Genomic DNA, 23,368 nt, shown 5'->3' on the forward strand with positions numbered 1-23,368 from the left:
ACCGGCTACCTCGAGAATCAGGTCTTCGCTCCGCAGGTAGAAGCCGGGCACGCCTTGCTCTGGGCCCGCGGCGCCGCAACCACCGGGCGTCCGTACCTCGCCCGCGCCGGCGAAGAGCACAGCGGCCCGCACATGCCGTGGTTCTGGCGGGGGGAGCTTCAGGGCGGCGGCGTCCTCAATGACATGATGTGCCACTCGGCCCTGCTCATACAGCATCTGCTCACGAAACCGGGCGAGCCGCTGTCGTCGGTGAAACCCAGACGCGTCACGGCGCACATCGCGAGTCTCAAGTGGTCGCGCCCCGAGTACGCGAAGCGCCTTCAGAAGATGATGGGCAAGGAAGTGAACTACTCGAAGCATCCGTCCGAGGATTACGCCAGCCTCCACGTGGAGTACGAGACGGCCGATGGCCATACGGTTCACGGCGAGGCATCGACCTCCTGGAGTTTCATTGGCGCCGGGCTTCGTCTTTCCGCCGAGCTCCTTGGCCCGGAGTATTCGATGCAGTGGAATTCGCTCGATGCCGGGCTGCGGCTCTTCTTCAGCCGCGAAGTGAAGGGGCGCGCCGGAGAGGATCTCGTTGAAAAACAGAACGCCGAGATGGGACTCATGCCGGTGGTCGCGAACGAGGCAATGGCCTATGGCTACGAAGCCGAAGACCGCCACTTCGTGCGCGCGTTCCTGGGCAAGGAGAAGCCGGCGCTCACGTGGCACGATGGACTCGATGTCGTGAAGCTGCTCATGACCGCGTACATGAGCGCGGAGCAGGGCAAGACCATCGAGTTCCCGCCCCGCAATATCGACAAGTTCGTGCCGCAGGTGGCACAAGGCACTTGGAAACCGCGATGAAAACGACGAAGTAGGGAGTAAGAAGTAAGGGGTATGGGGTACTCCCTACCCCTTACTCCGTACCCCTTACTGCCTTCGGTAGTTCACGTCCAGCGCATCCAGCCGCGCAAGGTGAGTCGGTAAACGCGATTTGAAGTTCGCAAAATCCCGTCGCACCTTCGCGCTCCAGAGCACTTCCGACAACGCCACCATGCGCGGGTAGGCCATGTACTCCACATGCTTGGCATTCGGCATGTACTCGGCCCACAGCTGCGCCTGCGCGCCCAGAACATGCTTGGCTTCGTCGGCGGTGAGCTGCGGTGGCACTGGCTCGAAGGCATACACGCTATCAATCGGCGTGAAGCCGCCGATCGCGAGCGGCTCCTTGGCTTTATCGCGCGACTGATAGTGATCGAAGTACGTGTGACTGCCCGGCGCCATCACGACATCGTGATTCGCCTTGGCCGCCGCGATACCACCGGCCATGCCGCGCCATGACATCACCGTGGCGTTCTCGGCGAGACCGCCCTCGAGAATTTCATCCCAGCCGATCATGCGTCGGCCGCGCGCGGTGAGGAAGGTGTCCATCTGTCGGATGAACCAACTCTGCATCTCGTGCTCATCCTTGAGACCGAGTGCTTTGATGCGGGCCTGAATCTGCGGATTCGCCTTCCACTGTGCCTTGCCCGCTTCGTCGCCACCGATGTGGATGTACGGGCCAGGGAACAGCGCCAGCACCTCGGTAAGCACGTCCTGCATGAAGGCGACGGTGCTGTCGGTGGGGTTGAGGATGAAATCACTTACGCCCCACACCTGCATCACGCCGGGGCTCGAGTCGGGGCGGCTGGAGAGTTGCGGATACGCGTGGATCGCCGCCTGGGCGTGCCCCGGCATTTCGATCTCCGGCACCACGGTGATCATGCGATCGGCGGCGTACGCCACGACTTCACGCACGTCGTCCTGCGTGTAGAAGCCACAGTGCCGCTTACCGTCGAAGTTGCTCGGCTTCGGATTCGTGATGTACGGACCGACCAGCGTCTGCTCCCGGCAGGAGCCAAGCTCAGTGAGCAGCGGATACTTCTTGATCTCGATGCGCCAGCCCTGATCTTCCGTAAGATGCCAGTGAAAGCGATTCATCTTGTGACGCGCCAGCAGATCGATGTACTTCTTGACGAACTCCTTCGACTCGAAATGCCTCGCGACATCGAGGTGCGACCCACGCCACGCGAAACGCGGCGCGTCTTCTACGTGCACCGCGGCGGCGCGCCACATGGTGTTGCCGAGCGGTGCCTCACGGTAGATCGCGGCAGGCAGCAGCTGCTTGAGCGTTTCAAGACCATAGAACGCGCCGGCCGGTGCGCTGGCTTTGATCACTACACCCGCGGGCGTCACATCGAGCGTGTACGCTTCGGGGCCGAGCGCCGGCGTGCGGATCAGTGCGATGCCACCGGCCACGGCGCTCCCTGCCGTGGCGCGACGGACGACCGTGAGATCGAAACCCGTGGGGTCCGCGACATCCCGTGCGAATCGGCGCGCGACGCCGGTGAACGCGGGGTCGGCGTGCACGACCGTGCGCGCCGTGAGCGTGAATGCGCCCGACTTCGGTGTCAGGACGACCGGTCGCGGAATGATCGCGTACGTACTGCTGTCGGCTGGCATCGCGCGGGCGGTGGCCGCTCCCGTGGTGGGAAGCGCGACGAGCGCGGCCAGGATCAGATGACGCATGTCGTTCCTTTGGCTAACGGGTGGCCAATGCCTGCACGACGTCACGGACAATCGTGGGATCGGTGGCGCGGGCGTGCACCTCACGCACGTGGCTCAGCTCAATAATGCGATGCACGTTCTCGGCGCGCACGTGGCCGCCGGCCAGCACGACGAGCTGATCGCCGGCCCGTGCTTGAAGCGCCTGCAGCGTCGCCGCGCCATCCAACGCCGTGCGGCCATGCCCCGACGTGAGGATGTAGTCGACATCGAGTCTCAACAGCTGCTCAAGCGTTTCCAGCGCGTCGGGTGTGCGATCAAACGCCCGGTGAAAGGCGACCTTCATCGGGCGGGCCAGCGTCACGAACGCGGCGAGCTGGCGGGTGTCGACCGTGAGGTCACTGTGGAGCGGCCCGAGCACGATGCCGTCCACGCCGAGCGTCTTCGCGGCCACGATGTCGTTGCACATCACGTCCATGTCGTCTTCGTCGTACAGAAAGCTGTTCGTGTGCGGGCGGATCATCACGTGCAGCGGGATCGTGATCTCATTCCGGCATCGCGCGATCAGTCCGAGCGACGGCGTCGTGCCGCCTTCGCCCGGACCACACAGTTCCACCCGACCGGCGCCGTACAGCTGTGCGGCGCGCGCCGTGCGCACGGAATCGCAGCACGCTTCCACCAACGTGGGCGGAGTCATACGCAGGCCTCAGTGTGCGGCAACCGCCGCGCGGTCCGCGCTGGCGGACGGACGGAAGAGAAAGAGAAATACCGCGAAAACGGCCACGGCTCCGATCGCAGCCGTTTGCCAGACTTGCAGCCAGTCGTGAGAGACCACGCCGGCCGTCTTGGTGGCGTACCGGTTCACCACGCTACCCGACACCGACGCACCGACGAAGTAACCCACGCCGTTCGTCACGAGATTGAGAAAGCCCTGCGCCGCGGCGCGCACCTTGGGGCCGGCTATGTCGTCGGTGTAGATCTGCCCCGCTACGAAGAAGAAGTCGTAGCATACGCCGTGAAGGAGAATGCCGGCGTAGATGAGCCACATACCGGCGCCCGCGTCGCCGCGGCTGAAGGCGAAGTAGCGCAGTCCCCACGCCAACATGCCGACCAGCATGATCCACTTGATCCCGAGCTTCCGCAACGCGAAGGGCAGGAGGAGCATGAAGCCCACTTCCGACGCTTGGCCGAAGGACATGATGCCGGCGGCGTTCGGCACGCCGATCTCGTTCATAAAGGGATTCGCGAACGCATAGTAGAACTGCAACGGGATGCACAGAAAGAACGAGCCGACCAGGAACACGACGAAGTCGCGACGCCCGAGCAGCTTCAGGGCATCGAGGCCGATGGCATCGCGCACGCTGAAGGGTGCACCGGCAGCGCGTGGGGGCGTATGCGGCAGCAGAAATGCGAAGAGTCCGAGGGCGACCGAGCCGGCCGCCGAGATCTGCATGGGCACCGCGAGCTTATCGGCGTGCAGGACGAAGCCAACGAGGAGGCCGGCAACGATCCACCCCACGGTGCCGAACACGCGGATAACGGGGAAGTCGGTCGTGGAATCCGTGACGTTGTGCAATGCAATCGAGTTGGTGAGCGACAGCGTCGGCATGTAGCACAACGCGTACGCCAGCAACAGCGGATAGAAACCGCTCCACTCAGATTGCTGCGACATCAGGTACATCAGCGCCGCGCCGACGAGATGCAGCACCGCCAACAGCTTCTCGCTCGGGAAAAACCGGTCGGCGATGATACCCATGAAGAACGGTGACACGATCGCCGCGATCGCCGTCGCGCCGTACGCCGCGCCGATCTGGGTGTCCGTGACGTGGAGCGTCTGACCGAGATACGTGCCCATGGTCACGAACCAGGACCCCCACACGAAATACTGGAGGAACATCATAATCGACAGGCGTCCCTTCGTTCCCATTACGGCAGCTCCCGGAGGCGGATGTTTCGGAATGCGATGCGGTGGCCGTCATCCTGCCCGGCGCTGCTGTCCCGCCTAGCGCGACCAAATTGTAGGTCCCATGCTGGATATGCGGAAGGTACGAGGCCAGCTTGAAGCATGGACCATTCCCCTGGATTTCTCGCCCACGTAGAGGGCCGTCGCCCGAACGTGCATGAAGTGTCGATTCCGGATACGCTCGCGACGCTGCAGGCCGACCGTGCCGCCGTGTTGATTGATGTTCGTGAAGACCGCGAATGGAACGCTGGACATGCGTCACAGGCAATCCATGTCGCGCGCGGCGTGATCGAGCGGGATATCGAGAAGCTCGTCCCCGATCCTGCGACGCCGTTGTACCTGTATTGCGGCGGTGGATTTCGCTCCATTCTGTCGGCCGACTCGCTGCAGCAGATGGGCTACACTAACGTGCACTCGGTCATCGGCGGCTGGCGCGGGTGGCAGGAGCAGGGCGCACCGGTCACGATGCCGGGTTCCGACACGCCGTAACGCGATTTCCGGTCGCCGTAGGCGCGGTCCCAGCACCGGCTGACCGCAGCGGCGCATCGCCGTGGCACCGGACATGCAAGTGTACGAGGGCAGCGCGGCGTAGTCGCGCGACGTCCCTACGTATCCTGTTTCGGAGCCATCATTATGTCACTACTTTGGACTGCTATCATCGGCCTTATCGCCGGCGCGCTTGCCAAGGCGATCATGCCCGGCCGTGATCCCGGCGGACTTATCATCACCATGGTCCTCGGCGTGGCCGGTGCGATGCTCGGCACGTTCCTCGGCCGTACGGTGGGTTGGTATCAGCCCGGCGAAGCGGCCGGATTGATCGCTGCGGTTGTGGGTGCCATCGTCCTGCTATTCATCTATCGTAGCATTGTCGGCCGGCGCTCCGTCAGCTGAGGCGTACGTGATGTCGATGTAGGCAGGGGATAAACGCGCCGACGCTGCACTGTGGATAGTTTCACACTGTCCACGGTGTGGACGCGCTGTTCCCGTATCCGCCTTCCATTGGAGTCTTGATATGCCCGGCACGCCTGACGTCGCCACCGACGCACAACGCTATCCCATCGGTCGCTTTCAGCGACAGGCGGCGTTCTCCGCCGAACAGCGTTCCGAACACATTGCACGGATCGCGGCGCAGCCCGCCAATTTGTCGGCGGCTATGAGCGGGCTGGGCGCGGATGACTACGCGGCGCCGTATCGTCCGGGCGGCTGGAGCGTACGGCAGCTCGTGCACCACATGGCCGACAGTCATGCCAATGCGTACATCCGCCTGAAGCTGGCGCTGACCGAGCAGGATCCGACAATCAAGCCGTACGATCAGGATGCCTGGGTCGCGCTCGCCGACAGCGAACTCGTGTCGCCGCTCGTGTCGCTCACGATGTTCACGGCGATCCATGAACGGCTCGTCGCGGTGCTCCAATCGCTGGAATCTGCCCAGTTCGCGCGCACGCTGGTGCATCCGGAAAACGGCCCGATGACGATTGACCAGTTGGTCGGGCTCTATGCGTGGCACGGCGATCACCATGTGCGGCACATCCAGCTTTTTCGCGAATCGCGCTAGGCGCGTCTCACGGCTGGCCTTCCACGATGCGTGCCCCTTCGCCTACAAGTGCGAGCCCGGCGGAGTTGGGGATGCCGAACATCGCGTAGATGAATCCGCGCGCGGGGGTGGTCAGCGTTTGCCACCCCGCGCCGGTAAATCGCAACACGGTGCCGCTATCGCCCGCCGCGTACACTTCGGTGGGGCCGCGCCCCCAGAGCGTGCGTAAGTCTCGTGTGGTCGGGGCGGTGAATTTTTCCCACGCCACGCCGTCATAGCGAAGCGCGGTGCCCGAGTCGCCTACCACGAAGACGTCGTTCGCGCTCGTGCCCCACACTGCGCGGAGTCGGTTGGTGGACGGCACGATCAACGACTGCCATCGGCCGCCGTCGAAGCGAAGCACCGTCCCGCCGTCGCCGACGGCGTACACATTCGCTGGATCGGTGCCCCAGACTCCGCGCAGGAACTGCTGTGTGCCACTTTGCTGTGGTGACCAGCCGGCGCCGTTCGAGCGCAGAATCGTGCCGCGTTCGCCCACGATCACGTGCTGCCCACCACCACTCCACACGGCACGCAACAGCCCCGTGGTCGGCGCGGTCTCTCGCGTCCACGCGCTCCCATCAAAGCGCAACACCGAGCCGGTGTCGCCCACGGCGACGATGTCCGACGGACCGTTGCCGCTGATGCCGTACAGATCGTTCACCGACGGCACCGCGTCCTGAAGCCACGAGGCTCCGACACGACGATACACCGCCCCACCCAAGCCCACCGCGAACATCGTGCTGTTCCCCGCGCCGTACACCGAGAGCAGGGCAGGATCGGAAAGCTCGGTCGTGGCGGTCGCGGTGGCGGCGGCTCCGCGCAACGTGACGACGGTGCCCCACCATCCCGCCAGTCGCAACGTCCCGTCACCGCGCGGCGCAATGGCCCGCAGGTTCTGCCCCGAGCCGATCGATAGCGCACGCCAGGTCAAACCGTCGAAGTGATACGTCGCCCCGCCATTGCCGACGGCATAGACGTCGTTGAACGCACGACCGCGCATCGCGAAGAGATTGGCGCGCCCCGGTGCCGGCATCGTGCTCCACTGCACGCCGTCGAAGCGAAGAATCGTGCCGAAGATCCCGACGGCGAACACGTTGCCCACACTCGTGCCCCACACGTCGAAGAGCGGATTCCCGTTTGGTGTCGTCATGCGCTGCCATGTGGTGCCGTTCGAGCGCAAAATCACACCGTTGTTGCCGACCACGAATACGTTCGTGCCGTTCGCTCCCCAGATACCCCAGAGATCTTCGGTCACCGGTGTGGGCTGCGGGCTCCACGCGGTCCCGTCAAAGTGCAGAATCGTGCCGCGATCACCGGCGATAAACACGTCGTTGGCGGCGAGTCCCCACACTTCGAGCAGCGTGGTCGTCGTGCCGCTCGACACCGGCGTGAAGCGCACGCCGTCGCCGTGGTACAGCACGCCACCGGCCCCGACGATCCAGAGATCGGTGGGCGACGAGCCCCACACGCCGGTCAACGTTTCGGTCGTGTTGAGCGAGATCACTTCCCACGGACCATTCGCCCGCGACCGCAGCATGATGCCGCCCTGACCGACGGCGTAACTGCTCCCGGCACCGTCGTCCCATAGGCCAAGTATAGTGACGTCGGAAACACCCGGACGCGCGATTCGCCACTGTGCGATGCCGGGTGCGGCGCCGCTCACGGCAACCTGCACCAGCGCGCTGATCGATCCCGACGTCGCGGTAATCCGGGCGATGCCCGGCGCGACGGCACGTATCCCCCCCGACGCATCGACCGTCGCGGTGGCGGGTGCATCACTGCGCCAGACGATCGGTGGGTTCGCGACGAGCTGTCCGGTGCTGTCGCGCGCGATCAGGTCGATGCTGCGCTGCTGTCCCGCTTGCAGGTTCAGCGATGCCGGTGATGCGATCAGGCTGCTGATCCGCGGTCCACCGGTTGGTGGCGTCACGGCCATCGGGCCGTCGTCGCGGCAAGCACCCAAGACGGGCCACGCCGCGCCGAGCGCGACCAGCACCATGCTGCGCTGCGCCGCGCGAATCAGCGTGCGGAAGACATCCGAGCAAGACAGGAAAGGCCCCATGGTACCGATGACGCTAGCCGCCCGCGCTATGCGGACGCAACGGCCAGTCCGTAGCTTTCACTAATCTCTCCGTGGTCCGTGATGCGCGCACGCCTGTCCTGTGGCTCTCTATGACTTTTGTCACACTGTTCCGCCGCTCGTCCCTCGTGTCGACACTGCTGGTCGGGGTCGGGGTGGGGGTCGGGCTCACCCCGTCGTCCCTCACGCACGCGCAGGGTGCACCATCGCGGCCAGCCGACCGATCGGCGGCACGATCGGCGCCGGCCGATCCCGACGTCTATCTGCTGCCGCTCATTGGCCGCGGGGCCGCGCTCAAGATCGGCGTGCCGGCCAACGTGTCGCGCCGTGCCGGCTACGACAATCAGCCGGCGTTCCAACGCGACTCGCGCGCGCTGTACTTCACATCGAACCGCGGCGACGGGCAGAGCGACATCTACCGCCATGACTTCAGTACGGGGCTCACCGCCCCGCTGCGCGCCACGAAGCCGGAGAGCGAGTACTCGGCCATGCCGACGTTCGATGGCAAATCGGTCACGGTCATTCGCGTGGAGGCCGACTCTACGCAACGGCTGGCCCAGTTCCCGGTAGATGGCTCGGCGCCGACGGTGCTCTTTCCGGCCATCAAGCCCGTCGGGTATTTCGCGCAAGCCGATGACAGCACATGGACCATGTTCGTGCTGGGCTCACCCGCCACGCTGCAGCTGGCGCGCACCGGCGCCGGGCGAGAACAGACCACCGGCGAGGTGATCGCGAGCAATGTGGGGCGGTCACTGCATCGCATTCCAGGTACCGCGCATGTGAGCTACGTGCAGAAGGGTGGGGCGTCGTGGTACGTGATGCGGCTCGACCCGGTCTCACGTCGGATCGATACGCTGATCGCGTTGCCGAAGGGCAGCGAAGATGTGGCCTGGGTGGACAGCGCCACGTTGGTCGTGGGCAGCGGTACGCAGCTGCTGCAGTGGCGTCGTGGCACCACGGCGTGGAAGTCGCTCGGCGATCTCGCGTTCGCGCATCTCGCAAACATTACGCGCCTGGCGGTGAGTCCGAATGGACAATGGCTCGCGCTCGTAGCCGAGCCGCAAGCGCGCACGGCGGCGCCGTCGGCGGCCGCCGCGAAGCTGCCGGTCGACCGCATCGATGCGGCGTCGGTGAAACGCAACATCGAAATTCTCGCCGCCGATTCGATGGAAGGACGCATGACCGGGTCTCGTGGCCAGGAGCGCGCCGCGATCTGGCTCGAGCGGCAGTATCGCGCGGCGGGGCTCACGCCGGCGGGAGACTCCGGCACGTTCCGCCAGCACATCCCGCTGCGTCTCGCGCAGGGACCAGCCAATGCGCCGGGGCGCACGCGTCCGGCCCCCGTCGCCTCGTGGGCGGCGTGGGATTCGATCCCCGCCGATGAGAGAATGCGCACGTCGAACGTCGCGGCCATGATCCGTGGCAGCGATCCGGTGCTGCGCGACGAAGTGGTGCTGGTGACCGCGCACTATGATCACATCGGGATCCGCGAGCCGGTCGATGGCGACTCGATCAACAACGGCGCCGACGACGATGCGTCGGGCAACGTGGCGCTCATCGAGATGGCGAAGGCGCTTATGAAGGGACCGCGCCCCAAGCGCACGATTCTGTTCATGTCGATCACCGGTGAAGAAGTGGGTGGGTTCGGCACCAGTTGGTACATCCGCCACCCGTTGTTGCCCCTCGAACAGACGGTAGTCGATCTCAACGTGGAGATGATCGCGCACGTTGACTCGCTCGCTGGCGGCTTCGGGAAAGCATGGCTCACCGGCTACGAGCGGTCTACGTTGGGGGACCTGCTGGCGGACAACGGCATCCCGCTCGTGCCGGATCCGCGGCCGGGCCAGAACTTCTTCTCACGCAGTGACAATGCGGCGTTTGCGCGCATCGGCATCCCCGCGCATTCGTTGTCATCGTACAACCTCGTGACTCCGTACCATTCTCCGAAGGATGAGGCATCGATCGTGAACGTCGAGCATATGGTGCAGGTGATCACCGCCACCACGAAGGCGGTGCGACTCTTGTCGGACGGTCCCTCGCCCACGTGGCATCCGGGCGGCCGCCCTGATGCACCCGCGCCGCGGCCTCCACGATGAAGACCGTTACGTGGTCGCTTTCGAGTATGGTCGCGGGCGCCGGCGTCGCGCTACTGGCGGCGTGCGGTGACGGTTCGTCCGGCGTGACGCCGCCCGCCGTACCCGTGGTCTCTCGCGTCGATGTGTCGGCCGCCACCACGGCGCTCACGCCGCAGCAGACCGTGCAGCTCTCCGCCGTGGCGCGGACCTCGAGCGGCACCGTGGTGGGCAGTGCGCAGCCAGTTTGGAGTTCGACGGCGCCGACGATCGCCACCGTGAACGCCTCCGGCCTCGTGACCGGCGTTGCGGCTGGTTCCGCCACGATTCGCGCCACCGTGGGATCGGTCAATGGCACGCTCGATGTCACGGTCACTTCAGGGGCTGGCGTGCTCGCGACGGTCGTGGTGAATGCGCAGGATCTCTCCATCCAGCTCGGCCAACTCACTCAGGCCACGGTGAGCGGTCGCGACGCGACGGGGGGAGCCGCCGCACTCGGTACGCGCACGGTCACCTGGAGCACCAGCAACGCATCGATCGCGACGATCAATTCGGCCGGCGTCGTCACGGGGGTCGGCGTGGGCACGGTCAGTGTGCAAGCGTCCGTCGCCGACGGCGCCGCGCCGAAGACCGCCACCGTGCCGTTGACCGTGACCGGCATCCCCAATGCACCAACGACCGCCGACGTGGTGATGCCGGGACTGCTCTTCAGCCCGACGGAAACGGTGGTGAAGCAGGGAGGAACGGTGCGTTTCGTCTTCCCCCCGTTGGCGCACAACGTGATCTGGGACCCGCGACTCGCCGGCTCTCCGGCCGACATCAACACCACCAGCAGTGTGACCGTGTCCCGCGCATTTCCCGCCGTCGGCGTGTTTCCGTTCAAGTGCACGCTGCACCCCGGCATGGACGGCACCGTCATCGTGAGTCCGTAACGCTGACACGATGCGGCACGATGCACAAAGGGCGCACCGCGGTGTCGGGTGCGCCCTTCGTATATCGTGCCGTGCGCACTGCTACGCTTTCGTGACGTTCCGGAAGCGCGGTGTGTAGTCGGGAAATACGACTGACAGATTGTTGTTGCCGAGCCGGTTCTGCACGATCTCGGCAAAGATGTCGCGATGGTCGAGCGTGACGCGGAGATCCTGTCCGTTTTCGAGATTCTCCCGCGCCAGTCCTGGCCAGCCGTTGGTGAGCACGCGGCCGCCATTGATCTTCTTGCCCATCGCGAACGCGACATTGCCGCGGCCGTGATCAGTGCCGCGATTGCCGTTCTCACGGGCGTTGCGGCCGAACTCGGAAACGATCATGACGGTTACGCCATACGGTGTGGTCCCCTGAATGACGTCGGCATGAAACGCGGCCAGCGCACTGGCGAGGTCGAACATGCGGTTATGCATGCCGCCGCCGTCCAGCGTGATGACCGGGCCCTGATTGGCGTGCGTGTCCCAACCACCGTTGAACGCGTGGATCGCCTCGATGCCCACATCCGCCTTGATGAGCGCAGCCGATGAGCGCAACGCCTGCCCGAATCCGCTGTTGGGGTACACCGCACCGTTCGCGGCCGCGTAGCCCGTAAAGTTGATCCGCTGCAGCAACGCGATGGTGTTGGTCGCGTCGAGCGCATTCGCCGCCACCGGATTGACCGTGCCAGCATGATTGGCGGCCAGCCACTGCGCACGATCCGTCGCCGTCGTGCCACTGCCACCGATCGTGAAGTTGGCAGGATTCGGAATGGGCAAGGTTTTCGGGCCCTCCGCCAACGTTCGCGGCAGGCCGGCGGTAAAGCTCATTCCGCGCAGCGGCGCGTTGGCCCGCATCGGCGTGCTGGTCGCCAGATGTCGGCCGAGCCAGCCCCCGCTGATACGTGCGTCGCGCGGCTTGCCCACTTCCATGTACCGTTGCGCATCGAAGTGCGAACGGGAATTGTCGACCGATCCCGTGGCGTGCGCCACCAGCAGGTCGCCGTTCGTGTACGCGGGCATCAACGGCGCCATGCCTGGCGAAAAACCGAAGAAGTTGTCGAGTGCGACCGCCTTCGGTCCGGTGCCCGCCGCATCAGGACGGGCGATCGCGATGTTCGGACGCCCCGTGTAGTAGTCGGGATCGCCGAACGGCACGACTAACGACAGACCATCGGTTCCACCGCTCAGGAACACCGAAACGATGATGTCGCGGCTGCCGTTGGACGTTTGCGCCAGCACGACTTTGGGCAGCCATGTGGGCAGCAACGCGCTCACGCCCACACCACCCGCCAACGTCAGGAAATCACGGCGCGCCAGCTGCTGATATTCCTGGCACCCACCTTCGGTCGATTCATCACTCATGCGGCGACTCGGCTCATGTGGAAAGAGGGCATCAGAACCACTGGTACTCCTGCGCGCTGCCGGCCAACGAAATGGTCTCGCGAACGCGGGCATCGCTGTAGGTACCGGCGCGCAGGTAGGTAAGCAGCTGCGTCCGGAGCGCCGGTGAGAGTTCCCCACCGAACATGCGGGTGGCAATCTGCGCCACGACGCCGTCTGCGGTGTCTGGCACGCGGAATGCCGCCGAATCCACTCGCGTCGTGGTCGCGCTGTTCTGCGTCGACAGATACTGCATGTACGACCAGCGTGTGATCACCAGGCCGCTCCACCAGTCCACGCGATCGGGATAGCCGTTCGGCTGTTCCCACATGAACACGGGCATGCCCATCTGATCGGCGCGCTGGCGGGCGGCGCGAATGTTTACCACCTCCGCACCCATGCCGCGCAACGACGAGACGGCAAGGTGGAACGGTCGCTTGTACTTGGCCGGCGCGGCCATGAGGTTCTTGCCCGACAGGATCGTGCGGATCATCGCCTTGATGTCGCCGCCGGTCGCGACATACGTCGCAGCGGTCGCGTCCACGACAGCCTGAGGCGGCTCGTATGCCAACAGCCAGCGTGCCATCTTGAGGGCGATGTACGCGGCCGTACTGGGGTGTTCCACCAGCATCTGAATCGCCGCCTCTCCTTCCGCCTTCATCTGCGTGTCCGTCGCGGTCGCCAGCATGGCTGGGAACGAGCGACCCAGGAACGTCTTCGCGTTGCGATCGTGAAAATTGCGATTGAACGCAAACGTGCCGGCGCCCGCGGTGGTCCATCCCGTAAGAATCCGCGACAGCTCCGCGACGTCGGTCTGCGAGTAACCGCCATCCACGCCCAGTGTATGGAGCTCCATGATCTCGCGGGCGTAGTTCTGGTTCGGCGTCGGAGTACGACTCAGGTTCTGGTCGAGATACCGAAGCATCGCGGCGCTTTGCGATGTCGCGCGCAACAGCTCGGGAAACGTCCCCAGCGCATTCGCACGGATCACATCACGGTCGTCGACCAGCTTGAGGTAGCCGACTTTGTTGAGACTGATCGTGAAGTGGTCGGTCCAGAATTCCACCATCCGCTCGCGGAGCTGTGCCTTCGAAAACGCGGCGCGATACCACGTCGCGTCGGCCAGCTGATTGTTGACCTCATTCCCATCCTGGGTCGCCAGCATCGCCAGCGGCATCTGCGTCATCGGCAGTCGCGATGCCACGAGCGTCTCAATGGCACTGTCGTCGATGACCGACGCCCGGAGCTGATAGTCGAGGTAGCCGGCGTATCCCAGCTGACGGGCGAGGACCACTTCCGACGGACTGACCCCCATCGTGATGCGCCGCACCAGGCGGAGCACCGGGTCGCTCCACGCCGCCGAGGGATCGGGAGCGTTGCTCGTCGGTTGACCGTTGGGAAAGGGGCCGGCGCCACGGCTCTTCGGGCGTTGGGCTTCGAGCGTCTGCGACGCAGCCAGTCCGACCGCCGCCGACGCGCCAAGCGCAAAGAAGCGTCGGCGAGAGGAACGAGGCTCGTCGAGCGTAACGGGTTCGCTCACAGGTTCCGGATGATCAGCGTTCGTCGACATGTCGGTCTTCGGAAGGGGCGACTGGGAGGAAACGGCTGCCGAGCCGCGTACGTGCACGTGAGCCAGACTGAATGCTCGGGATTCGCGGCGCCGCTGTCAATGCAAATTCCGGCTGAGACTGCATCCCGTTTGTACCGACTGCAGCCAATGTGCGACACCGGGCCCAGAATGTGACGGTCAGAAGCTGCTGGCGTTAATCCCGTAGATCGCCTGGAGTAGTGCCAGGGCCACGAATCCCACCACCCCGCCGAAGCCCAGAATCATGATCGGCTCGATCAACGCCACGGCGCTCGTGATCACCCGCTGCACCTGGTCCGCGGCCGCCGTCGCGGCGCGGCGGGCCAACGGAGCCAGCGCGCCGCCCTGCTCACCGGCTTCGAGCAGCCGCGTCGCGAGCGGCGTGAGCGAGCCGGCCAGCGCCAGCGAGACTGAGCCACCATCACGCACCGCAGTTTCCGCACCAGCCAACCGCTCCGACAGCGCCTCGTTCCCCACGGTCCCGCGCGCCAGCGCCATCGCGCGCAGCAGCGGCACCCCCGATTCGAGCGCCACTGCCAACGTGCTGAGGTAGCCGGCCGCCGCCTGCTCGCGCTCGAAGCGACCCACCAACGGCCAGCGCAGACGGGCGGCGTGCCAGCGTCGCCGCCGTGCGGCATCTTGCAGCGCCTGACGCACCGCGGTGCCCGCGAGAAGCACCGCCACCACTGCCAGCCACCCGAAGCGCGAGAGCAGGGCACTGAGGCCGATCAGCAGCCGGGTGCTGGCTGGTACCGCTCCGCCCGCGCCGGCAATCAGATCGGCGAAGCGCGGCACCACCACCACCAGAATGACCAGGGTGCCCACCGTTGACGCCAGCGCCAACAGTGTGGGGTAGACCAGTGCGGCACGCACACGGGCACGCAGCTGACTCCGCGCCTCGAGATCATCGGCGAGCCGGGCAAACGTGGCCGCCATGTTGCCCGAAGCCTCGGCCGCGGCCAGAAGCGGGGCGTAGGCGCGCGGAAGCGCCTCGGTGCGACCCGAAGCCTCGGAAAGTGATTCGCCGCGTGTGACGGCCGCCTGGAGCCCGGCAAAGATCTGTTGCCATCGTGCGTCCGTCTCGCCGCTTGCCGCGAACGCCAGCGCGCGCTCCAGCGGGACGCCCGCCTCCAGCAAGGTGGCGACCGACCGCGTCAGGATCGCCAGCGACTCGCCGCCGTCGGTGGTCCAGCGTGACACCCGATCGAACACGCCGGCCGCCGTCGGCGAGACGGTCGACGCAGCGGACGACGCGGCGGACGACGCGGCGGACGACGCCCCGGCCGTCGGCTCGAGATCGATCACCCACAACGCGCGCCGGCGGAGCAGGTCAACGGCCTCCGCCGCCGAGACCGCCTCGAGCTCACCGCGCGACATCGCCCCCTGCGCATCGGCTGCCTGATAGCGCCACCGGGTCGTTCCCGCTGATGCGGCCGGGCGCTCGCTCACGCGTCGTCGTCCTCGCTCACCATGCGCACCACTTCGTCGATCGTGGTCTCGCCCGCGACCACACACCGCCAGCCATCTTCGCGCAACGACGGCACGCCACGCGCACGGACCATGGCCCGCAACGCCACGAGCGACGCGCCCTGCGTGAACGCACTGCGCAGCGCGTCGTCAAGCACGAGCAACTCGGCAATCGCGACGCGGCCGCGATACCCGGTACCGGCGCACGACGCGCACCCGGCGCCGGCACGGAGCTCCGTAATCGGTACGCGCGCTTCCGCGACGCGAACCTGCTCGTGCGGCGTCAGCGCGCGCCACACTCCGCACTGCGTGCACACGCGACGCACCAGCCGCTGCGCCAGCACGCCCTGCAGGGTCGCACTCAACAAGTACGGCGGCACGCCCATTTCCTGCAATCGCGCCAACGCCGCCGTGGCATCGGTGGTGTGCACGGTGCTCAGCACCAAGTGGCCCGTGAGCGCGGCCTGCACGGCGATGTCGGCCGTTTCTGCATCGCGCATTTCGCCGACCAGAATCACGTCGGGGTCGTGTCGGAGTATCGCCCGCAGCGCATTCGGAAAGCCGAAACCCGTGCGCGCGTTCACCGGCAACTGCACGATGCCGTCGAGTCGATACTCCACCGGGTCTTCCACCGTGACCACCTTCACGCCGGGCGTGCTGCGCTCACGGAGCGCGGCGTATAGCGTCGTGGTCTTGCCCGAGCCCGTCGGACCGCTCACCAGCAGCAGGCCCGACGCACGCTGCAGCAGCGCGCGCCATCGCGTCAGTGCGTCGGCGCTGAAGCCCAGCGACTCGAGCGACGATGGCTGCTCGGCATGGCCGCCATCGAGCAGTCGCAACACCACGCTCTCACCATGCAGCGCGGGTAACGTAGACACACGCACGTCGAGCTCACGATCGCCAACTCGCACGCGGGCGCGGCCGTCCTGCGGCAGACGCCGTTCGGCGATATCGAGACCGGCCAGCACCTTGAGCCGCGAGATCACCGCCGAGCGGAACTCGGTGTCCAACTGCTGCGCGTCGCGCAACACGCCGTCGAGGCGCATACGCACCCGCAGCCCGTCGGGGCGCGATTCCACATGCACATCGCTGGCACCGGCACGCGACGCCTCGGCCAGCATCGCGTTCACCACCTGAATGACCGGCTCGCGCGAGGCGAGTGCGCGCAGATCGTCCAATGATTCCGTGAGCTCGCCACGCAGGAGATCGCCGCCACTCATTCCCGTGTTCGAGGCGTGCAGCGCCTCGCGCGGCACCGAGAGGATCGCGGCGCGAATGTCTCCGGCGCCGTGCGGCACGACCCGCACCTCGGCGCTGAAGGCGCGCTCTAGCGCATCCTGCACGATGGGCGCCATCACGCCGTCGGCGGCAACCACGAGTGTGTCGCCGTCGAGTTCGAGCGGCAATACGGCATGCTCTTCCAGCCACCGCGCCGGCAGGCGCGCCGCCAGTACACCGGCTGCCGCCGCCCGCAGGTCACGGGCATCCCCGCTGTGGCGGGCATCCCCGCTCATGCGGGCGGCTTCCGGGTGAGCGGCGTGCCGTCGAGCGCGCCCGGCGAACGGTCTTCCAAGCGCATCTTCACGCGTTCGCGGATCGCATCGGCATCGGCGTCGGAGCGCACGAGATATGGCGTCACGAAGATCGCCAGCTCCGTGCGCTGCCGCGTGGTGGATTGCCGCTTGAACAGCGCGCCGAAAAACGGGATGTCCTTGAGCAGCGGAATCCCCTGCTCGAGCGTCTGGCGCGTCTCGCCGATCAGGCCGGCGATCACCACCGTCTGGCCGTCACGAAGAATCGCCCGCGTCGACGCCTCGCGCGTGGAAATCACCGGCGCGCTCTGCGCCGCGGCGACGGTCTGCGAGGTGAGTGAACTCACTTCCTGTAGCAGCTGCACCGAGATGTAGCCGTCGTCGTTGATCGTCGGAATGATCGACAGCTTCGTGCCGACATCCTGATACTGAATCGCGCGGTCGATCGAGATGTCGTTGCCGAGTCGCGTCGACGCCACGAACGGCACCTTGCTGCCCACCAGGATCGACGCTTCGCGGTTGTTGGCGGCGATGATCTCCGGCGTGGACAGGACCCGCACATCACTGGTAGAAGCGATCGTGCGGAGCATCGCGCGGACCCCGGTGCCATCCAGTCGCACCAACCGTAGCAGCGCCGACGTCGATCCGGTGTCGGGAATCTCGGGGTTGCCGAACTGCGCCTGCACATCCCCGCCGCGGTTCACGGCCGACCAGTCGACACCGAACTCCGATCCGCGCCCCAGCGCGATCTCCGCCACGGTGACTTCGAACAAGACCTGCGACGGACGCGTGTCGAGCGCGTCGATCGTTTCACGCAACAACGGATAGTTCGGCGGCGCCGTCCGGATGACCAGCGCATTCGTAGGCGCGTTGGCCACGATGGTGGTGCGCCCCACCAGCAGTCCCGAGGCCGAGTCGCGTGGCGTGCCTGCCGACGTGACGTTGTTCTGCGGCGTCATGCCATTCGCGCTGCTCATGCCCCCCGAATTCCGTGACCGGAACGTCTCGGCCTCGCGGGCGCGGAACGAATCGAGCGCGCGCGACAGCGACCGGTCGGCCAACGAACCGCCGCCGCTGTTCGCCACTTGCGCGCCATACAACTGACCCAAGGCACCCGCGAGATCGTCGGCGGAGGCATACTTGAGATTCACCACATACGTGCGAAGCCCCGATTCACCGGCCGGTGCGGCGTCGAGCGTGCGGAGCAACTCGAGATAGCGCGCCACGTTGGCGCCGCGATCGGTGATCAGCAGGGCATTCGATCGCGTGACCGTCTCGATGCGCGCCCCTTTGCCCATCAACGCCCGCAGCGCGTCGGCCCCCTCGTCGGCGCGAATGGATTGCAGCGGCACGAGCTGTGTCACCAATCCCAGCGGCGGCGGATCGGGAAACGCGAATCCGGTGCGCAGCGATCCGGTGGCCGGCGCCTTCGCCGTGGGCAGTACCTGCGCCACCGTGCCACTCGGCACCAGCATCAGCTCGTGCGATTCCAACAGCGACTCGAGAATACGTTCGAGCTCCGCGGTGTTCAGCGGCGTCGGCGTGGCGAACGTGACGCGTACATCGGGAATGTCACTCATCAACACCGTGCGGCCCAGCATCGTGGCCAGCGTCCGAATCACGTCGGCGAGCTTCGCGTTCGCGAAATCGAGCGTGTTGGTGCGCGACGTGGACATCGGCGTCTGCGCCTGCAGCGCGTGGCTGTTGAGCGACAACGCGACTGGGCCAAGCAATACGCCGAGCGCAGCGCAGCGCCAGCGACGTGGAAGCGGTAGGACGATCACGGCACGTTCTCGCTGGAATCCGACACGACGCGGGACAGGCGCAGAGTGCGCGTCCCGCTGGAACTTGAAATCACGACGCGATCACCGGTGATACGCCGCACGCGTACACCGCCGAACGATTCTCCCTCACCAAGCAGACGTGGCGGATCAGCCGACGTACGCAGTTGCAGCAACGCCCGCTGGGTACCACCAACCGACACGATGCCGAACAGTATGGGTCCGTCGTCGAGGTCCGACGGGCCGAACGCGTTGACTCCCGGCTCAGACAGCGGGGCTGCTGGCGCGGGCTCCGATCCCGGGGCCACAAAGCGCGCCCGTGGCTCCTGCCGGCTCGCACTGAACGCGTTGGTGCGGACGATCGCGCGGGCGAGGGAATCGACCGCCGCTTGCATCGCGGCCGTCTGGCCCATCGAGTTCTCGGCGGGTCCGCCGGTGGTGCGGGCGACGCGCAGCGTCACTGGTGCCACGGTTGGTGATACGGGCAACAGCAGCAGCACCAACGCGATCGCGGCGCACGCCGTCGAGCACACGTCCAGCGCCTGATACCCGCGCCATCGGGTCGCCGTACTCATTCCATCACCATCGGTGCGCGTACACCCAACGTGACGCGCAGTACGTCCGGCGCGCCGCGCAGCGCGGGATTGATCTGTACGGTGAGGCGCTCGACCGCCGTGATGCGCGGTGCGCTGGTGAGCTGGGCCAGCAAGGCAGCCAGTCCGTGAATGTCGCCGTAGGCCGACAGCGTGGCCGTCAGATCGCCCTCGCTCGTGAGATCGGGACTGACATCGACCCGATCGACCACGAGTCCACTGGCGTCGGCCGCACCTTGCAGCAACGTCTGCAGCGCGCTCGCTCCCAGCGCACTGGACCGCGCGTGTATCACGCGCCGTGCGCCACCGGCCAGTCGCCCTTCCGCGAACGCGGCGGCCGCTTCCAGTTCACTCGCCTGCAGTTGCAGGCTTTTCAGGTGCGCGACCTGCTCCCGGGCGCGATCGAGCTGAATCTCCCGTTCCCGCCACCGCGTCACAGCGGGAACCGCACCGTAGGTGACCAGCAGCGACAGCGCGAGCACGAGGATGCCGCCGATCACGACACGACGCTCCCGCGACAGGGCTGGTGCGATCGTCACTGGCCACCTCGCGTCGGTGCCGGCGAGCCCGTCGTGTGGAAGACGATCGAGAACGAGCTGCGCGAGCGACCGTTCTCGAGATAACGCGTGCTCGGGGCGGCCGCGCGCACGCCGACGAGTTGCGCATCGGCATCGAGGAGCGGCACCAAGGCCGCGGCGTCGGTCGCGCTGCCGTCGATACGCCACTCGGTGCCATTCCACTCGAGTCGCTGCATGAAGGCATCGCGGGGCAGGAGTGCACCCAGCCGCGCCAGTACCGCTGGTGGTGCGTCGCCCAGCGCGGCGCGACGATCCGCGACGGCGATCGCTGCCTGTTCGCCCTGCGCGCGCTGCAGTCGCTCCTGCGCGGCGCGCGCGCTGGCGGTGGTCCGCTCCAGCGTCTGCGCCTCCTGCTGGAGTGCGTGCAGCTGCCGTTCGCGCCAACGATCGACGCTCCACCCCAAGAGCAGCAATGCCCCCGCAGCCATGGCGGCCGATTGCCACCAGCGCCGCGCGCGTTGCCGATGCCGGCGCTCGCGCATATCCGCATCGAGCAGCTGCAGATCGAGTGCACCGGTCGATGCCCGCCACGCGCCCCCCGACAGTTCGGCAATCGTAAGCGTTCGCTCGGCCGCCTCACGACTCGCACGCCGACGACGGGCACGTTGCACGCGCCCCTCGCGAATCGTGAGCTGTCCGGTCGATCCCGCACCGGCGTCCACTGCCCATTCGCCGTCGAGCCCGTTCAGGACGGCCGCCGTCGCCACGGTCACCACCGCGCGCACTGGACTCCACGCCGAAAGCGCCTCGAGCCACGACGCCAACAGCGCGCTCGACATCGCAAACGCGACGCTGCCGTCACTAGCCACCGCCGCCGACTCCCGCAGGGCGAAGTAGCGATCGCTGTCACGCTGCAGCATGCGCACGCGCACGTCGTTCGGGACCGGCGGCAGCTGCGGCTCGGCGATCTCTAAAAACGCGAGACCGACGATGATAACCAGCGACGCGGGGGCCCCGAACTCCGCGCGCAGTGCCTCCACCATCGGCCCCGGTGCCTCGGGACGCCACGCCACGCGCGTCGCTGTCGCCCCGTCACGGGGCAGCGCGGACACGAACGCGCCATCCAGGAGCAGGCACAAGGGGCGGCTCATCGATCCTGCTCCCGCCACCGCACGAGTCGCAGCTCGGCGCCGTTCACGTCGAAGACCGCCTGAATCTCGCGGGTGAGCACGTGATCGCGGCGCCAACCGCGCGAGACCACCAACAATCGTGACGGACGATCCACCAGCGCACCCGCGGCCGCCGCGAGCACGCGACGCGAGGCCGTGCGGCGATTCACGCGGCCGTCACCATCGACCGTGAGATCGGCGGCGAGTGCGTCGAGCCACGCCGCCTGCATGCCGGGCACCGTGAGCAGTTCGTCGAGCGACGTGAACGGTTGCATGGCGCGCAGGGTCTCCTCGCGCCCGAGCAGCGCCACGGCCACGGAATCGCGTTGACGGCGCTGTTGCATCGCCTCGCGGTTCGCGTTCGTCGTCTGAACCGCATCGCCGCGCACGTGCGCCTCGATCGCGTCGGCCACCCGGCGGGCGTCGCTGGGCGGCGCCACCGTCTCCAACAGTTGCTGGAGGCCGTCTGCACCCGCCGTGTTCACGTCGAGACGTGCACTGACATCGATCACCGCCGTCGCGAAGATACCGTCGCCCACGGTGTCCTGCACCGGAGCACCACCATCAGCCGTGAGCGCGTCGAAGACACCGTCGACCCGCGCCGAGTCCGTACCGGCTTCACGAAGACTCGATTCGAGGCGTGCGCGCATCGCCAGGACACCGCTCTCCGCCATCGCGCGGGCCGTGATCTGCGAACGCCGATTGTCGACGACCGACGCGGCGCGTCGCGCGTGGCTGCTGGCGATGGCGGTCACGCTGGCCAGCACGGCAATGGTGACAAGCGCGACCACCAGCGCGGCGCCGCGTCGCGCTCGATGCACTCGTGCGGTCGTCATGAACGCGGCCGATCCAACGGCGCCAGCACCACGCGCAGCGGCATGGCGCTCCGGTCAGATTCGTGGTTCCACGTGAGTTCGATGGCGCGAGGACGGTCCTGCGCAATCGGCCAGTCGGCGCGCCACGTGGGTGACGACATGGCGGTGCCATGTTCGAGCACGCGCACGTCCAACCGCGTGACCGGCGACAGCGTCGCGACGAGCGGTGACGCGCCGATATCACGCCCCGTCGGCGTCGCGCGCACCTCGAGGGTTGAATCGCGCAGGGCGACCTCGACCTGCCACACGGCGCCGGTGCCATACGGCTCACGAACGCCGGTGGAGAGAAAACGGAGCGACGGCGCACCGTTCGCGCGATCCACCACCAGCAGCGGCGCATCGACCTGTTCGGTCAGCGGCGCGTGACGCAACATGTCGGTCAGGAGCGCCCGCACGCGACTGTCGGCTTCGGTGCGCACCTCATGTGTCTGAATGCGCGCGGCCGTATGGCAGGCGGCCGACAACGCCATGCCGGCCGTCGTGAGCGCGAGGCCCGTCACCGTGATCGCCACGATCACTTCAAGCAGGGTGAAGCCGCTGCGCGAGCGACTCTGCGCCCGCATCACGGCGCACGCTCCACGAGTCGCGTGAGCCGGAAGGTCGCCCCTCCCGCCATCGGCACCTCGACCTCGAGCCGATCCAATCCGTCGCGCCACGGACGGCGCGCGACGCGCGTGCCGCTCGAGGGCAGACCTCCGCTGCTCACCGTCGCCAGTTCGGCCTCCGCCTGCGCCACGGCCTGTGTCCACGCCACGCTTCGCTGCTGCAAGGCGGCCGCTCCGCGGGTCGCATCAAGGCAGACGACGGCAGTGACCGCCAGCAGCAGGCTGGCGATGATCGACTCGAGCAACGTCACGGCGTCGCCCCCGTGGGAGAGGCGCCGGGAGCGGCGATGGAGAGAAATCGGCAGCCGAGCATATCGAACGATACGCCGGAAGCCGCATGGCCGGTGGCTGCGATGTCGCCACCAGGGCGACAGGTCCCAAGGGCGTCGACTCGTAGCGACACGGGCGCCGTGGGTGCGGCGATCCGCCCCGTCTCGAGCACGTCGGTGCCCTCGCGGGCCGCTAGCACCCAGGCGCCATCGGCGTCCACGCGCAAGCGCAATTCCTCGCCGCGGCGGATGGCTGCACGCCGCGCCGTCTGCGTCAGGCCGTCGAGCGCGCTCTCACCGGTGGCGCGCGGCGACCGCCACGCCAACGGCACAATGGCGGTGGTGATCGCGAGAATCACGAGCACCACCAGGAGTTCGAGCAATGTCAAACCCGCTCGGGGATGGGGCA

The 23,368-nt window shown here is 66.9% G+C and carries 22 protein-coding genes; 6 read left to right on the top strand and 16 right to left on the bottom strand.

The genetic code is table 11. The features are described 5' to 3' along the window. Positions 1-849 (top strand): Gfo/Idh/MocA family oxidoreductase (locus RMP10_RS00005; protein WP_310568488.1); only part of this gene is annotated, 849 nt, incomplete at its 5' end. Positions 850-915: 66 nt separating this feature from the next. On the opposite strand, the gene RMP10_RS00010 is transcribed toward RMP10_RS00005, so the two are convergent. From RMP10_RS00010 to RMP10_RS00020, 3 genes are read right to left on the bottom strand one after another with little or no spacing between them, the layout of a single operon-like run. Beyond that, positions 916-2,553, bottom strand: a complete 1,638-nt coding sequence (locus tag RMP10_RS00010; protein WP_310568489.1) for a beta-N-acetylhexosaminidase — start codon at positions 2,551-2,553, stop codon at positions 916-918. 13 nt (positions 2,554-2,566) lie between these two features. Further along, the gene (locus RMP10_RS00015; RefSeq protein WP_310568490.1) at positions 2,567-3,226 is read right to left on the bottom strand and encodes a copper homeostasis protein CutC; all 660 of its coding nucleotides are present in this window, start codon (positions 3,224-3,226) and stop codon (positions 2,567-2,569) included. Between the two features lie 9 nt (positions 3,227-3,235). After that, positions 3,236-4,456, bottom strand: a complete 1,221-nt coding sequence (locus RMP10_RS00020) for a nucleoside permease (protein ID WP_310568491.1) — start codon at positions 4,454-4,456, stop codon at positions 3,236-3,238. A 138-nt stretch (positions 4,457-4,594) separates the two neighbouring features. On the opposite strand from RMP10_RS00020, the gene RMP10_RS00025 reads away from it, so the two are divergent. From RMP10_RS00025 to RMP10_RS00035, 3 genes are all read left to right on the top strand, one after another. Next, positions 4,595-4,981, top strand: a complete 387-nt coding sequence (locus RMP10_RS00025; RefSeq protein WP_310568492.1) for a rhodanese-like domain-containing protein — start codon at positions 4,595-4,597, stop codon at positions 4,979-4,981. Positions 4,982-5,125: 144 nt separating this feature from the next. Continuing rightward, positions 5,126-5,383, top strand: a complete 258-nt coding sequence (locus RMP10_RS00030; RefSeq protein WP_309670430.1) for a GlsB/YeaQ/YmgE family stress response membrane protein — start codon at positions 5,126-5,128, stop codon at positions 5,381-5,383. A 121-nt stretch (positions 5,384-5,504) separates the two neighbouring features. Then, positions 5,505-6,047, top strand: a complete 543-nt coding sequence (locus tag RMP10_RS00035; protein ID WP_310568493.1) for a YfiT family bacillithiol transferase — start codon at positions 5,505-5,507, stop codon at positions 6,045-6,047. A gap of 7 nt (positions 6,048-6,054) precedes the next feature. Here the strand turns inward: RMP10_RS00035 and RMP10_RS00040 are convergent, their stop codons facing one another. Then, complete coding sequence (locus RMP10_RS00040; RefSeq protein ID WP_310568494.1) at positions 6,055-8,130, bottom strand: Ig-like domain-containing protein; 2,076 nt, start codon at positions 8,128-8,130, stop codon at positions 6,055-6,057. A gap of 110 nt (positions 8,131-8,240) precedes the next feature. On the opposite strand from RMP10_RS00040, the gene RMP10_RS00045 reads away from it, so the two are divergent. Together RMP10_RS00045 and RMP10_RS00050 are read left to right on the top strand one after the other, a co-directional pair. Continuing rightward, positions 8,241-10,244, top strand: coding sequence for a M28 family peptidase (locus RMP10_RS00045; RefSeq protein WP_310568495.1), 2,004 nt, complete (start codon positions 8,241-8,243; stop codon positions 10,242-10,244). A 26-nt stretch (positions 10,245-10,270) separates the two neighbouring features. After that, a complete protein-coding gene (locus RMP10_RS00050; protein ID WP_310568496.1) occupies positions 10,271-11,152 on the top strand; it encodes an Ig-like domain-containing protein in 882 nt (293 codons plus the stop codon). A gap of 81 nt (positions 11,153-11,233) precedes the next feature. On the opposite strand, the gene RMP10_RS00055 is transcribed toward RMP10_RS00050, so the two are convergent. From RMP10_RS00055 to RMP10_RS00110, 12 genes are all read right to left on the bottom strand, one after another. After that, positions 11,234-12,544 carry a DUF1501 domain-containing protein gene (locus RMP10_RS00055; RefSeq protein ID WP_310568497.1) on the bottom strand — a complete coding sequence of 437 codons (1,311 nt, stop codon included), beginning with the start codon at positions 12,542-12,544 and terminating at the stop codon, positions 11,234-11,236. Between the two features lie 31 nt (positions 12,545-12,575). Further along, positions 12,576-14,102, bottom strand: coding sequence for a DUF1800 domain-containing protein (locus RMP10_RS00060; protein WP_310568498.1), 1,527 nt, complete (start codon positions 14,100-14,102; stop codon positions 12,576-12,578). Between the two features lie 207 nt (positions 14,103-14,309). After that, complete coding sequence (locus RMP10_RS00065; RefSeq protein ID WP_310568499.1) at positions 14,310-15,599, bottom strand: type II secretion system F family protein; 1,290 nt, start codon at positions 15,597-15,599, stop codon at positions 14,310-14,312. Beyond that, a complete protein-coding gene (locus RMP10_RS00070) occupies positions 15,596-17,131 on the bottom strand; it encodes a GspE/PulE family protein (RefSeq protein WP_310568500.1) in 1,536 nt (511 codons plus the stop codon). Before RMP10_RS00070 ends, RMP10_RS00065 begins: the two co-directional genes overlap by 4 nt. Continuing rightward, on the bottom strand, positions 17,128-18,933 hold the full coding sequence (locus RMP10_RS00075) for a secretin N-terminal domain-containing protein (RefSeq protein ID WP_310568501.1): 1,806 nt from the start codon (positions 18,931-18,933) through the stop codon (positions 17,128-17,130). The genes RMP10_RS00070 and RMP10_RS00075 overlap by 4 nt, the downstream gene beginning before the upstream one ends. Next, the gene (locus RMP10_RS00080; RefSeq protein WP_310568502.1) at positions 18,930-19,505 is read right to left on the bottom strand and encodes a hypothetical protein; all 576 of its coding nucleotides are present in this window, start codon (positions 19,503-19,505) and stop codon (positions 18,930-18,932) included. Before RMP10_RS00080 ends, RMP10_RS00075 begins: the two co-directional genes overlap by 4 nt. Next, on the bottom strand, positions 19,502-20,062 hold the full coding sequence (locus RMP10_RS00085; protein WP_310568503.1) for a GspMb/PilO family protein: 561 nt from the start codon (positions 20,060-20,062) through the stop codon (positions 19,502-19,504). Before RMP10_RS00085 ends, RMP10_RS00080 begins: the two co-directional genes overlap by 4 nt. Beyond that, the gene (locus tag RMP10_RS00090; protein WP_310568504.1) at positions 20,059-21,192 is read right to left on the bottom strand and encodes a PilN domain-containing protein; all 1,134 of its coding nucleotides are present in this window, start codon (positions 21,190-21,192) and stop codon (positions 20,059-20,061) included. Before RMP10_RS00090 ends, RMP10_RS00085 begins: the two co-directional genes overlap by 4 nt. Next, a complete protein-coding gene (locus RMP10_RS00095) occupies positions 21,189-22,046 on the bottom strand; it encodes a type II secretion system protein GspK (protein ID WP_310568505.1) in 858 nt (285 codons plus the stop codon). The genes RMP10_RS00090 and RMP10_RS00095 overlap by 4 nt, the downstream gene beginning before the upstream one ends. Further along, entirely contained in the window at positions 22,043-22,651 is a 609-nt protein-coding gene (locus RMP10_RS00100) for a prepilin-type N-terminal cleavage/methylation domain-containing protein (protein WP_310568506.1), read from the bottom strand. The genes RMP10_RS00095 and RMP10_RS00100 overlap by 4 nt, the downstream gene beginning before the upstream one ends. Beyond that, entirely contained in the window at positions 22,648-22,941 is a 294-nt protein-coding gene (locus RMP10_RS00105) for a hypothetical protein (protein WP_310568507.1), read from the bottom strand. The genes RMP10_RS00100 and RMP10_RS00105 overlap by 4 nt, the downstream gene beginning before the upstream one ends. Next, entirely contained in the window at positions 22,938-23,348 is a 411-nt protein-coding gene (locus RMP10_RS00110) for a hypothetical protein (protein WP_310568508.1), read from the bottom strand. The genes RMP10_RS00105 and RMP10_RS00110 overlap by 4 nt, the downstream gene beginning before the upstream one ends. Positions 23,349-23,368: the final 20 nt, after the last annotated feature.

It is taken from the genome of Gemmatimonas sp., from assembly GCF_031426495.1.
In the GTDB taxonomy this organism is placed as follows: domain Bacteria; phylum Gemmatimonadota; class Gemmatimonadetes; order Gemmatimonadales; family Gemmatimonadaceae; genus Gemmatimonas.